General features: G+C 60.1%; 13 protein-coding genes. 6 read left to right on the forward strand and 7 right to left on the reverse strand.

Annotated elements, in window-relative coordinates:
* Window positions 1–76: 76 nt before the first annotated feature.
* The 3 genes from ACRC4F_RS29125 to pdxH all read left to right on the forward strand — a co-directional run bounded on the left by ACRC4F_RS29125 (window position 77) and on the right by pdxH (window position 3,139).
* Window positions 77–1,222 (forward strand): serine hydrolase domain-containing protein, encoded by a 1,146-nt coding sequence (locus ACRC4F_RS29125; protein WP_438662414.1) that lies wholly within the window; start codon window positions 77–79, stop codon window positions 1,220–1,222.
* 114 nt (window positions 1,223–1,336) lie between these two features.
* A complete protein-coding gene (locus ACRC4F_RS29130) occupies window positions 1,337–2,467 on the forward strand; it encodes an OmpA family protein (protein WP_438662405.1) in 1,131 nt (376 codons plus the stop codon).
* Between the two features lie 24 nt (window positions 2,468–2,491).
* Entirely contained in the window at window positions 2,492–3,139 is a 648-nt protein-coding gene (gene pdxH / locus ACRC4F_RS29135) for a pyridoxamine 5'-phosphate oxidase (protein ID WP_438662406.1), read from the forward strand.
* 5 nt (window positions 3,140–3,144) lie between these two features.
* On the opposite strand, the gene ACRC4F_RS29140 is transcribed toward pdxH, so the two are convergent.
* Entirely contained in the window at window positions 3,145–3,381 is a 237-nt protein-coding gene (locus tag ACRC4F_RS29140) for a hypothetical protein (protein ID WP_077749569.1), read from the reverse strand.
* A gap of 165 nt (window positions 3,382–3,546) precedes the next feature.
* Here ACRC4F_RS29140 and ACRC4F_RS29145 point away from each other — a divergent pair, with 165 nt between their 5' ends.
* Window positions 3,547–4,011 (forward strand): glycine zipper 2TM domain-containing protein, encoded by a 465-nt coding sequence (locus ACRC4F_RS29145; RefSeq protein WP_282482013.1) that lies wholly within the window; start codon window positions 3,547–3,549, stop codon window positions 4,009–4,011.
* A gap of 86 nt (window positions 4,012–4,097) precedes the next feature.
* Here the strand turns inward: ACRC4F_RS29145 and ACRC4F_RS29150 are convergent, their stop codons facing one another.
* The 3 genes from ACRC4F_RS29150 to nhaA all read right to left on the reverse strand — a co-directional run bounded on the left by ACRC4F_RS29150 (window position 4,098) and on the right by nhaA (window position 6,843).
* On the reverse strand, window positions 4,098–4,346 hold the full coding sequence (locus ACRC4F_RS29150; RefSeq protein ID WP_438662407.1) for a pyocin S6 family toxin immunity protein: 249 nt from the start codon (window positions 4,344–4,346) through the stop codon (window positions 4,098–4,100).
* A 15-nt stretch (window positions 4,347–4,361) separates the two neighbouring features.
* On the reverse strand, window positions 4,362–5,534 hold the full coding sequence (locus tag ACRC4F_RS29155; RefSeq protein ID WP_438662408.1) for an S-type pyocin domain-containing protein: 1,173 nt from the start codon (window positions 5,532–5,534) through the stop codon (window positions 4,362–4,364).
* Window positions 5,535–5,655: 121 nt separating this feature from the next.
* Window positions 5,656–6,843: a Na+/H+ antiporter NhaA gene (gene nhaA / locus ACRC4F_RS29160; RefSeq protein ID WP_438662409.1), complete on the reverse strand. Its 1,188-nt coding sequence runs from the start codon at window positions 6,841–6,843 to the stop codon at window positions 5,656–5,658.
* A 248-nt stretch (window positions 6,844–7,091) separates the two neighbouring features.
* Here nhaA and ACRC4F_RS29165 point away from each other — a divergent pair, with 248 nt between their 5' ends.
* Window positions 7,092–8,189: a PLP-dependent cysteine synthase family protein gene (locus ACRC4F_RS29165; RefSeq protein WP_438662415.1), complete on the forward strand. Its 1,098-nt coding sequence runs from the start codon at window positions 7,092–7,094 to the stop codon at window positions 8,187–8,189.
* Window positions 8,190–8,339: 150 nt separating this feature from the next.
* Here the strand turns inward: ACRC4F_RS29165 and ACRC4F_RS29170 are convergent, their stop codons facing one another.
* The 3 genes from ACRC4F_RS29170 to ACRC4F_RS29180 all read right to left on the reverse strand — a co-directional run bounded on the left by ACRC4F_RS29170 (window position 8,340) and on the right by ACRC4F_RS29180 (window position 11,483).
* Window positions 8,340–9,953 (reverse strand): NAD(P)/FAD-dependent oxidoreductase, encoded by a 1,614-nt coding sequence (locus tag ACRC4F_RS29170; protein ID WP_438662410.1) that lies wholly within the window; start codon window positions 9,951–9,953, stop codon window positions 8,340–8,342.
* Between the two features lie 94 nt (window positions 9,954–10,047).
* A complete protein-coding gene (locus ACRC4F_RS29175) occupies window positions 10,048–10,701 on the reverse strand; it encodes a COG3650 family protein (protein ID WP_438662411.1) in 654 nt (217 codons plus the stop codon).
* Between the two features lie 182 nt (window positions 10,702–10,883).
* Entirely contained in the window at window positions 10,884–11,483 is a 600-nt protein-coding gene (locus ACRC4F_RS29180; RefSeq protein ID WP_438662412.1) for a short chain dehydrogenase, read from the reverse strand.
* A 105-nt stretch (window positions 11,484–11,588) separates the two neighbouring features.
* On the opposite strand from ACRC4F_RS29180, the gene ACRC4F_RS29185 reads away from it, so the two are divergent.
* A complete protein-coding gene (locus ACRC4F_RS29185) occupies window positions 11,589–12,503 on the forward strand; it encodes a LysR family transcriptional regulator (RefSeq protein ID WP_438662413.1) in 915 nt (304 codons plus the stop codon).
* Window positions 12,504–12,596: the final 93 nt, after the last annotated feature.

Raw genomic sequence — 12,596 nt, forward strand, 5'->3', positions numbered from 1 at the left:
CCAGCCCGCACGTGTTCCCAAATCCCCCAAGGGCTGGAACAATGCGGACCACTTTGTTGAATTCGGGGAGTTGCGGGTGCAGATTCAGGGTCATTACGAGCTTAAGTTCGAAGCAGTACGCGAAGCGTTCGCGGCGCTGTTCGACGATCCTCAGGAACGTGGCGCGGCGTTGTGCATCCGGGTCGGTGGCGAAACGGTCCTCGACCTGTGGGCCGGTACCTCCGACAAGGATGGCCTCGAAGCCTGGCACAGCGACACCATCGCCAACCTGTTCTCCTGCACCAAGACCTTCACCGCCGTCACGGCCCTGCAACTGGTGGCCGAAGGCAAGCTGCAACTGGACGCCCCGGTTGCGCGCTACTGGCCTGAATTCGCCGCCGCAGGCAAAGAATCCGTGACCTTGCGCCAATTGCTCTGCCATCAGGCCGGCCTACCGGCGCTGCGCGAGTTGCTGGCGCCGGAAGCGCTTTACGACTGGCACACCATGGTCGATGCCCTGGCCGCCGAAACACCATGGTGGACACCGGGCGAAGGCCACGGTTATGCGGCGATCACTTATGGCTGGCTGGTGGGCGAGCTGTTACGCCGTGCCGACGGTCGTGGGCCCGGCGCCTCGATTGTGGCGCGGGTCGCGAAGCCTTTGGGGCTGGATTTCCATGTAGGCCTGGCCGACGAAGAGTTCCACCGCGTGGCGCACATCGCCCGTGGCAAGGGCAACGTTGGCGATGCCGCGGCGCAACGCTTGCTGCAAGTGACCATGCGTGAACCAACCGCCATGACCACCCGGGCGTTCACCAACCCGCCGTCGATCATGACCAGCACCAACAAACCAGAGTGGCGCCGGATGCAACAACCCGCCGCCAATGGCCACGGTAACGCCCGTAGCCTCGCTGGTTTCTATGCCGGTCTGCTTGACGGCAGCCTGCTGGAAAGCGAAATGCTCGAGGAGCTGACTCGCGAACACAGCTTGGGCGACGACAAGACTTTATTGACCCGGACCCGTTTCGGCCTGGGTTGCATGCTCGATCAACCGGACGTTCCGAATGCGACCTACGGCCTCGGCCCAAGGGCATTCGGCCATCCGGGCGCTGGCGGCTCCATCGGTTTCGCTGACCCGGAACACGACGTGGCCTTCGGTTTTGTGACAAATACCCTGGGGCCGTACGTCTTGATGGATCCGCGCGCGCAGAAGCTTGCGCGAGTACTGGCCACTTGTCTGTAAAACGCATTCTCGGGTTCCAGAGCCGGAACCCGAAGGCCTTTATGGTTTCCAAGCGTCTGTTTATCCGGGTCACGCCGGCCTGATTTTTTATGACTTCATTTTTGTGGATATCCAATGTCATTCAATAAAACCACCCTTGCCTTGGCCCTGTGCGTCGCTGTCACCGGTTGTGCACAGACCCCACAAAATGATTCGGATGGCAGCAGCTGGTGGCCGTTCGGCTCCTCCGACAAAGTCGCCGCCAAAGATTCCGCCCCGGCACCCGCCCCGGCACCCGCTGCGCTGAAACCTGCCGTCACCGCTCCTGTGGCCAAGGCTGAAAGCTCCAATCCATGGTATTGGCCGTTCGGTTCCGAGGAAGTGCTCGATAAAAAGCCGGAAGTGAAAGCTGAGGCCAAGCCTGTTGAAGCCGCCAAGCCTGCCGAAGTGGCCAAGGCTGAAGCGGATGCGGGTGGCAAGTGGTGGTGGCCGTTCGGTGGTAAAGAACAACCGACCGCCAAGGCCGTGCCGATGCCGGATCCTAAAGTCACCCAAGCCTGGCTCGACGATTACGAGCCGCGCCTGCGCGAAGCGATCAAGGACAGCAACCTGAAACTTGAGCGCCGTGAAAACGTGTTGGTGGTTATCGCTCCGGTCGAAGGCTCGTTCAACCCGGACCGTCCGGCCATGTTGCTGCCGGTGACCCTCGGCCCGTTCACTCGCGTTGCGAAAATCCTTGAAGTCGATCCAAAAACCGCCGTATTGGTACTGGGTCACAGCGATACCTCGGGCGCCGCACCGGCCAACGTCAAGCTGAGCCAGGAACGGGCACAATCCGTGGCCGCGATCTTCCGCCTCAGCGGTTTGCAGCGTGATCGTCTGATGCTGCGCGGCATGGGTGGTGAAGCCCCGCGTGCTGCCAACGACAGCAATGAAGGCCGTGCCTTGAACCGTCGTGTGGAATTGCTGGTGACTCCGCAGAACACCATGGTCGCGTTGCTGAGCAAGTACAACATGCCGGCTCCGGCGCCAGTGAAGTTGGTCGCTGCCCAAGACGTCAAGCCAGTGGTCAAGCCGGTTACTCCTGCGCCAGCCGCGAAGAAAGCGGATGTCCCTGCCGCGAAAAAAGCCCCGGCCAAGAAAGCAGCCAAGGCTCCAGCCAAGAAAGCGCCGGCTAAAACTGCAACGCCTGCGAAAAAAACGACGCCAGCCAAAGCCGCCGCAGCTGACAAGAAAGTCGTTGCCGCCGATGCAGACAAAAAGTAATTCGTTAACCAAAAGGAATGCGCCATGACCCAGGGCCTGGCTGATATGCGTCGTGACTACACCCGTGATGGCCTGACCGAGGCGCAGGCCCCGGCCGAGCCGTTCGGGCTGTTCCATCAGTGGTTTGCCGACGCGGTGAAAACCGAGCAACCGCCGGTGGAGGCCAATGCCATGACCCTGGCCACGGTCGACCAGGACGGTCGACCGCATTGCCGCATTCTGCTGCTCAAGGGCCTGGACGAGGAGGGTTTCACTTTCTTCACCAACTACGACAGCGCCAAAGGCCAGCATCTGGCGGCGAACCCGTTCGCTGCCATGACGTTTTTCTGGCCGACCCTGGAGCGTCAGGTGCGCATCGAAGGTCGGGTGGTAAAGGTTACGGCTGAAGAGTCTGACGCCTATTTTCAGGTCCGCCCGCTGGGCAGTCGCCTCGGTGCCTGGGCTTCGCCCCAGAGTCGGGTGATCGCCGATCGTGCGGAACTGGAAGCGCTGCTCAAGAACACCGAGCAACGTTTCAGCGATACACAACCGCATTGTCCGGAGCACTGGGGCGGTTACCGCTTGCTCCCCGAGCGCATCGAGTTCTGGCAAGGCCGTCCGAGCCGCCTGCACGATCGCCTTAACTACCGCTCGCAAGGCGCCGACTGGATTCTTGAACGTCTGGCACCTTAAGCAGTCTACCGATCGGGATAGCCCGCCGCAGCGGCTTCAAGCCACTGGGGCAGGTCGCGGCGCTTGATCTTCTGCGCCTGAGCGCTGGCCAGTTGCTCGAGCATGAACGCTTTTTTCTGCTCGTCTTTACCCGCCAGTGCCAACGCCAGATCACGGTCCATCCAGCGTTTGATCCGCACGTACAGCCACCAGTGGAAGTACAAACCGGCGACAGTGGTGACGACAATGATGAAGTAATCCATGAAAATCCTTGGGACAGTGGCGCAGATTTTTCAGTTTGCCGCTACTGTGTGGTGAGTCCGAGGCGCCTGTACCGGGCCTGAATGAAAGCATTTTTATCCGGGCGATGCCGTGACAGGCGTCAAGCTGCGGAGTTTAATGAATACCTGTCCTTTGGAGTTGATGCTATGCGTAAGTCTGTTCTGCTGGTTGCTTCCTTTTCCACGATGGCGATGTTGCTCACCGGCTGCCAATCGAGCCTGACCGGTGACTCCTACTCCCGTGACGAAGCGCGTCGTGTGCAGACCGTTCGCATGGGCACCATCGAATCCCTGCGTCCGGTGAAAATCGAAGGCACCAAGACCCCGATCGGCGGCGCAGCGGGCGCAGTGGTCGGCGGTGTCGGTGGTAGCGCCATCGGCGGTGGTCGCGGCAGCATCGTCGCTGCAGTCATCGGCGCAGTCGCCGGCGGCCTGCTCGGTTCGGCCACCGAAGAAGGCCTGACCCGCACCCAGGGCGTCGAAATCACCGTTCGCGAAGACGACGGCAGCATGCGCGCCTATGTGCAGCAGGTTCAGGAGAACGAAGTGTTCCGTGTCGGCGAGCGGGTGCGGATTGCTACTGTTGATGGGACTAGCCGCGTTTCGCATTAAGCGGGAACGAGCGGTAAGAGAAAACCCCGATCAGGTGAACTGGTCGGGGTTTTTGTGTCTGGAGCTTTCAGTGTTGTCCGATTCAATCAATCGTTGTTACAAAGTCCCATGTAGTACACCAAATCTCCCCTAAAGGGAGTACCCACTAAGCCCATGATTTCTCTGGATTGGTCGAGGGAAAGTTGGTGCTCACCCACCGGGACATCCCACAAAGTAGACCAGCCCATTACATTCAGCACTGCTGTCTCTAAGGCTTTTGGCACATCCTTTTCGTACTGCAATGAATTGATGGGATTCGGTTCGGGGAAAAAACCAGTGAGTAAAATAAATATCATTTTTGTTCCTCATCATTACTTTGTGTAAGTTCGCCTTTCAGGTTTCGCATCATCGGTCTGTTCGCCCGTTTCGGCATTGAACTCCCCCAAGTGATCTCCCACCCAGTTGTAGATTTCGACGGCGCCATGTTGGTAATCCCACTCATAAATCCGCTTTTTGCTTTCCCAACGTTTTCGATTGCCTTTGGTCCGGACGGGAATGGCATCGGGGAATGCTGGCAAAGATTTAGGCGGTGTGTGATATCGATGGTCAACGTTGAAAGGCTTTGCGATCACTACGTATAACGGTCTGACGCCGGAATTCGCCGGAAACACAAGAATGAAATCCTTGTACTCAGGCGGATAAACCGGATTCACGATAATGCTGTCAGCAGCCTTCGTCGGCGGATACACCCAAATATGCGGCGCTTGCGGCGCAGCTTCCAACGCTGGAATCCCAAGGATGTCCGACCCATCCACAGCCGGTGTCCAGATCAGCTCAACCCCATCCCCCAGTTCCGCCACCTGCTGACTGCCGCGCAAGCTGAACTGCACTACATCAACCATTTCCCAGCCACGGTTCTTACCGGTGTAAAACCCGTATCCCTTGAGACTGCCGTCAGGCTGTTGCTCAACTCGCAGGCGAACACGGGTCCTGGCCTGTTTCAGGCCGCGCAACTGATCTTCGGTATAAAGCGCGCTGTCGCCCAGGCTTGGCGTCCAGAACAGCGCGGCCAGCCCGGCCAATGCGGTGGTCCCAGCAGCGCCGAGTGCGACGGCCGGAGCAGCGAGCGCCGGGGCACGGAGTGAGAGTCTGCCGATTCCGAGTGAAAGGGTTGAGCCGCTGACGGTTTCGAGATTCAGCAGCCCGGCATCGTCTGCTTCACGGGCGCCGAGCCAGGCGACTTCCCCGTAGTCCTTGAGGCTGTCGGTGGGCACCATGCCCGAAGGATTCGAGTAATCAATGATGGCGTCCGGCAGGTTGCAGGACTTGGCGAAGACGCATCCGGCACGAACCGATTCGTCCCTTTTGGGGGCGATCTCACGACTGCGCTCGAAGGCTTCTTGCCTCGCGAGCATTGCATCGTAAGCGCTTTGTCGGGCGTCCCGCTTGGCCAGTTCGGTGGACGTCATGAAGCGGTGAGTGACGTGATGTCCGTCGCCGGACGGTGGGTTTTTAACCCTGGGGATATCCTTGTTGCCAGCCACTGATCTTCCTTGCGTTCGTCCATCGACAGCCCCCAAACAAGGGGCTGTGCGACGTTAACGAACAAGGTCAAACGTGGCTGTAGGACGAATCCTGAAGATCGTTAAGAGTGTTCTCTATCGCTCAGGATTGCAGCGCGGTGCGCTTGCGGCTCGCTGCCGCCGTCACCGCATAACCGATCAATGCCGCCAGAATCGAACCGGTCAGAATGCCCATGCGGTCCATGCCGGCGTATTCGCTGACACCCGGCTCGAAGGCCAGGGAGCCGACAAACAGGCTCATGGTGAAGCCGATCCCGCAGAGGATCGCCACACCCAGCACCTGGCCCCAGTTGGCGCCTTGGGGCAGGGCGGCGATGCCGATTTTCACGGCCAGCCAGGTCAGACCGAACACACCGAGTGTCTTGCCCAACAGCAGGCCAACGGCGATGCCCATCGGCACATCGTGGGTGAAGCTTTCCATAGTTACGCCACTCAGGGACAGGCCGGCGTTGGCGAAGGCGAACAGCGGCAGGATGCCGTAGGCCACCCAGGGATGCAGGGCGTGTTCGAGGGTCAGCAGCGGCGATGGCTCGGCGTTTTTCGTGCGCAATGGAATGCAGAACGCCAGGGTCACACCTGCCAGTGTGGCGTGGACACCGCTCTTGAGCACGCAGACCCAGAGGATCAACCCGATGATCATGTACGGCCCGAGCTTGACCACGCCGAGCCGGTTCATCGCGATCAGCGCGACGATGCAGGATGCGGCCAATGCCAGGGAAAGCGTCGACAGCGTGCCGGAATAGAAGATCGCAATGACGATGATGGCGCCGAGGTCGTCGATGATCGCGAGGGTCATCAGGAACAGTTTCAGCGACACCGGCACGCGCTTGCCCAGCAGGGCGAGGACGCCGAGGGCGAAGGCGATGTCGGTGGCCATCGGGATGGCCCAGCCACTCAGGGCGGCCGGGTTGTCACGATTCAAAAACCAGTAGAGCAGCGCCGGAACCACCATGCCGCCAATCGCTGCTGCGCCGGGCAGGACGATCTGCGAAGGTTTCGACAGTTGCCCGTCGAGGACTTCGCGCTTCACTTCCAGGCCGATCAGCAGGAAGAACAGGGCCATCAGGCCGTCGTTGATCCACAGCAGCGCCGGTTTGGCGATTTGCAGTGCACCGACCTGCGTCACCACTGGCGTTTCCAGGAAACTACTGTACAGCCACGACAACGGCGAGTTGTTGATGATCAAAGCCAGGGCTGCCGCGGCGATCAATAACAGACCGCTGGCAGCTTCCAACTGAAAGAAACGCGTGAAAGTGCTACGCAGAGGCAAGGTCGCTCTCCATCGAATAATCAAAAAGGTGGCACACCCTAACCCGTACCGTTAGTTGTTAAAACAAAAGTTATATTCTTTTTTGTTATATGCCATTGCAGCGCGAAGGGGGTGGCACGGTCCTGAGCCTAGCAGTTGCCGGACGTATTGGGCCTCAGCTGTATCTGTGCGTAACGTGGGATTTTTCCTAAGCTTATTGCCTGAGCCTTGCGACAAGGCCGACTCTTGCCCGATTCATCGAGAAAACCATCATGAGCGACAACCGACAGTGGGCCAGCGAAGCCATCCGGATCATCGAAGCCGACTTCCAGCGCAGCGCCGACACCCACCTGATCCCCTTGCCGCTCCCGGGTTTCCCGGGCATCGAGTTGTATTTCAAGGATGAGTCCAGCCATCCCACCGGCAGCCTCAAGCACCGACTGGCGCGATCGTTGTTCCTTTATGCCTTGTGTAACGGCTGGCTCAAACCTGGCGCTCCGGTGATTGAAGCGTCCAGTGGTTCGACGGCGATTTCCGAGGCCTACTTCGCCAGGTTGCTGGGGTTGCCGTTCATTGCGGTAATGCCAGCGACCACGTCCAAAGAGAAAATCGCGCAGATCGCTTTCTACGGCGGAAAGAGTCATCTGGTCGACGATCCGACGCAGATCTACGCCGAATCCGAGCGTCTGGCCCGCGAACATGACGGGCATTTCATCGACCAGTTCACCTACGCCGAACGCGCCACCGACTGGCGGGCGAACAACAACATCGCCGAGTCGATCTTCCAGCAAATGCGTTTCGAGCGGCATCCGGAACCGAGCTGGCTGATCTCCAGCCCTGGCACTGGCGGCACCACTGCGACCCTCGGCCGATACGTGCGTTATCGCCAGCATTGCACCCGCGTGTTGTGCGCCGATGCCGAGCGTTCGGTGTTCTTCGATTACTACAAAACGGGCGATGCCACGCTGCGCCTGGATCACGGTTCGCGGATCGAAGGCATTGGCCGACCACGGGTCGAGGCGTCGTTTCTGCCCAAGGTAATCGATGCGATGGTCAAGGTGCCGGACGCGTTGTCACTGGCGGCCATGCATTACCTGGCGCAGCACTTGGGACGGCGTGTCGGCGGATCGAGCGGGACCAACCTGATCGGCGCCTTGATGGCGGCGGGGCAGATGGCGGCGGCGGGGGAGTCGGGGTCGATTGTGGCGATATTGTGTGATGGCGGCGAGCGGTATGAGACCAGCTATTACGATCAGGATTGGCTCAAGGCTCAGGGGTATGAATTGAGTGGGTTGATGGATGTTGTGGCGGGGAGTGTGGAGCGTGGTGAGCCGTTGCCAGCCACCGTGCTGCGCGCAAACATCTGACACACCACAGACCCAATGTGGGAGCGAGCCGGCTCCGGGCGGCGTTCCGACGATAGCAGACTTACATTCAACAGAAATGTTGACTGATCTACCGCTATCGCGAACAGGCTCGCTCCCACAGGGTTTTTGCATTGTGTCAGCAGGTGCGCGTCATCCCTCGAGGCCGAGGATATCCCGGGCAACCGCTTCGGCAATCCGAATGCCATCGACACCCGCCGACAGAATCCCGCCTGCATAACCCGCGCCTTCACCCGCCGGGAACAGACCTTTCACGTTCAGGCTCTGCATCGACTCGTTACGGGTAATCCGCAGCGGCGACGAGGTGCGTGTCTCGATCCCGGTCAACACCGCGTCATGCAGCGAGTAGCCGCGAATCTGCTTCTCGAATGCCGGCAGAGCTTCACGAATCGCTTCGATGGCAAACGCCGGCAACGCCAGCGCCAGATCACCCAAGGCAACGCCTGGCTTATAGGACGGTTCAACGCTGCCCAACTCGGTGGAAGGTTTGCCCGCAATGAAATCGCCCACCAGCTGCGCCGGCGCTTCGTAGTTGCTGCCGCCCAGCACATAGGCATGGGATTCCAGGCGTTCCTGCAACTCGATACCTGCCAGCGGGCCGCCCGGGTAATCGACTTCCGGCGTAATGCCGACGACGATCCCGGAGTTGGCGTTGCGCTCGTTACGCGAGTATTGGCTCATGCCGTTGGTGACCACGCGGCCCGGCTCGGACGTCGCCGCTACCACGGTGCCGCCAGGGCACATGCAGAAGCTGTAGACCGAGCGGCCGTTCTTGGCGTGGTGCACCAGTTTGTAGTCGGCAGCCCCGAGTTTAGGGTGTCCGGCGTACTTGCCCAGACGCGCGCGGTCGATCAGCGACTGCGGGTGTTCGATGCGGAAACCCACCGAGAACGGCTTGGCTTCCATGAACACGCCACGGCCGTGGAGCATTCGGAATGTGTCCCGGGCGCTGTGGCCCAAGGCCAGAATCACGTGTTTGGAATGAATCCGTTCGCCGCCATTGAGCTCGACGCCGACCAGTTGGCCGTCCTCGATCAACACGTCGGTGACCCGCTGCTGGAAGCGTACTTCGCCACCCAGCGCGCGAATCTGTTCACGCATGTTTTCCACAACGCCGGTCAGGCGGAACGTACCGATGTGCGGTTTGCTGACGTAGAGGATTTCTTCGGGCGCGCCGGCCTTGACGAATTCGTGCAGGACTTTGCGGCCGATGAATTTCGGGTCCTTGATCTGGCTGTAGAGCTTGCCGTCGGAGAACGTCCCCGCGCCGCCTTCGCCGAATTGCACGTTGGACTCGGGGTTGAGCACGCTTTTACGCCACAGGCCCCAGGTGTCCTTGGTGCGCTGACGCACTTCGGTGCCGCGTTCGAGGATGATCGGCTTGAAGCCCATTTGTGCCAGCAGCAGCCCGGCGAAAATCCCGCACGGACCGAAACCCACGACGACAGGACGTTGCTCCAGATCAGCCGGCGCCTGGCCGACCACTTTGTAGCTGACATCCGGCGCCACGTTGACGTTACGGTCATCGGCGAACGTGTGCAGCACCGCAGCCTCGTCGCGAACATTGAGGTCGATGGTGTAGATGAAGCACAGTTCAGAGGACTTTTTGCGCGCATCGTAGCTGCGCTTGAACAAGGTGAAATCGAGCAGGTCATCGCTGGCGATGCCCAGGCGCTGCACGATGGCAGGGCGCAGGTCTTCATCGGGATGGTCGATCGGCAACTTGAGTTCGGTGATTCGTAACATGACAGGATCCGGTTCGCGGGGCGCACAACTGCGCCAAGGCGTTTGAAGGCGGCGATTATAAGCCCCAAACGCCGTTCCCGTGAGGCAAAAGCGATCAGTCGTTACGCGCGCCGCCGAAATACCCGCAACCGCGTTGCACCTGCCCATCGATGCGCAGTTCGGCGCTCATGTGCTGGACGCTGCCGGTAGTGCTGTCGACGCAACGTTGCGGCGCGACCCACAGTTCGATGTGCTGGTTATTGGCTTCGGTGCTGAGATTGAAACGGCCATCGCCCAGCTGTTCTTCAACATACGGCACGGCAAGGGGTGGCTGACCGGCGCGGTCGATGACCATGCCCTTGCCGCTGACCTTGACGTTCCACTCAGGCCCATGGCCGGCGGCGCGCAGGATCAGCAGTTTGAAATTGGGATCGTCACAGGCGGCGCCGGCGCGTTCGACGCGGTACAGCTGCTCAAGATCAAGACGGCTGTCGACGATTCGCCCACGCACGTCAGCGAACAGCTTGCCCTGAGCATCGGCGAGGGTTGCGGCCTCTTGCAGGACGCTGGTTCCGCCGGTGTCATTGACCACATAACTGCGCGGCTCATTGCATGGCTGGAACAGCAATTTGCCGTCCGCCGCCATCAACTGGCCCTGCAGGCGGGTCTGACCCACGTGGGAGGCGCTTTCACGCGGGCCATCCAGCAAACTGCAGGCAGCGAACAACGGCAGCAGGGCAACAAGGACTAAGGAACGGGCAACACGCATCTTTGGCTCTCCAGACAAGTGCCGCCACGTTACGCAGCCTGACCGTTCATCACAACCCCGCGCAGGCAGGTTAACCCGCCTGTAGGAGCCGGCTTGCTGGCGATGGCGGAATAACATTCAAAAGAAATGTTGGCTGATACACCGCTATCGCCAGCAAGCCGGCTCCTACAGGTTGTGGTGTGTCAGCCCACGTGAAAGGTCTGGCCTGTTTGCAAGCCTTCGACACTTTTGGCGTAGGCCAATGCCACATCCGCTGCGGGAACCGGCTTGTAGCCACGGAAGTACGGCGCGTAGCTGCCCATTGCTTCGACCAGCACGGTCGGGCTGATCGAGTTCACTCGCAACCCGCGAGGCAGTTCGATGGCCGCCGCACGAACGAAGCTGTCCAGCGCACCGTTGACCAATGCTGCCGAGGCGCCGCTGCGAATCGGGTCGTGGCTGAGCACGCCCGTGGTGAAGGTGAACGAGGCGCCGTCATTGGCGAATTCACGACCGATCAACAGCAAGTTGACCTGACCCATCAACTTGTCTTTCAGGCCCAGCGCAAAGCTTTCTTCGCTCATTTCATCCAGCGGCGCAAAGGTGACGTTGCCGGCGGCGCAGACCAGTGCGTCGAACTTGCCGGTTTGCTCAAACAGCTTGCGGATCGAGGCGCTGTCGCTGATATCCACATTGAAATCGCCGCTGTTGCGGCCAATGCGGATGATCTCGTGACGTTGGGACAGATCCTTGTCGACCGCTGAACCGATGGTGCCGCCTGCGCCTATCAAAAGAATTTTCATCGTGCGTTTCCTCGAAGTGGTTGAACGAGGTTGCAGTCTAGAGTGGTTTTTTCTGTTGATAAGCGCGCTAATAGGCAACCTTTGGTTTTCAAATGGAAACAATCCATGAGCGAGATGGACGATCTGGCGGCGTTTGCGGTGTTGATCGAAGCGGGCAGTTTCACCTTGGCGGCGCAGCAATTAGGCTGCAGCAAGGGGCAGTTGTCCAAGCGCATCAGCCTGCTGGAAACGCGGTTTTCCGTCGTCCTGCTGCAACGCACCACTCGCCGTTTGAGTTTGACGGCGGCAGGCGCGGCGCTGTTGCCGCAGGCCCAGGCGTTGGTCGTACAAGTCGAAAAGGCGCGTCAGGCCTTGGCACGGTTGAAGGACGACATGGCCGGACCGGTGCGTATGACGGTTCCGGTATCGCTTGGGGAAACTTTCTTCGATGGCTTGTTGCTGGAGTTTTCCGGCAAATACCCCGAAGTGCAGATCGAGCTGGACCTGAGCAACAGCTACCGTGATTTGTCCCGCGACGGTTTTGACCTGGCCATCCGGTCCGAAGTGGCCAATGACCAACGTCTGGTCGCGCGTCCGCTGTTGGCCTGGCACGAGATGACCTGCGCCAGCCCGGCCTATCTCGAACAGTACGGCGAACCGCAGACGCCCCGGGCGTTGGCCGAGCATCGCTGCCTGCTCAACAGCCATTACAGTGGCCGCGAAGAATGGCTCTATCACCAGCAGCACGAATTGCTGCGGGTGCGGGTTTCAGGGCCGTTTGCCAGCAATCACTACAACCTGCTGAAAAAAGCGGCACTGGCCGGCGCCGGCATTGCGCGGTTGCCTTCTTACCTGCTGCAAACGGAATTGGCTGACGGACGCTTGCGCTGGCTCCTGCGCGATTATCAGACGCGGAGCATGCCGATGTACCTGGTGCATCCGTATCAGGGCGGACTGCCGAAACGCACGCAAGTGTTGGCGGACTACCTGATCGACTGGTTCAAACGCAGCGGCGAGGCGTTGGCCCGTCTTCAGCAATAACCACTCGACACCCAACCCCTGTGGGAGTGAGCCTGCTCGCGATAGCGGAGTGTCAGTCAGCATCATCACTGAATGACACACCGCTATCGCGAG

The organism is Pseudomonas sp., assembly GCF_051660785.1.
GTDB lineage: Bacteria > Pseudomonadota > Gammaproteobacteria > Pseudomonadales > Pseudomonadaceae > Aquipseudomonas.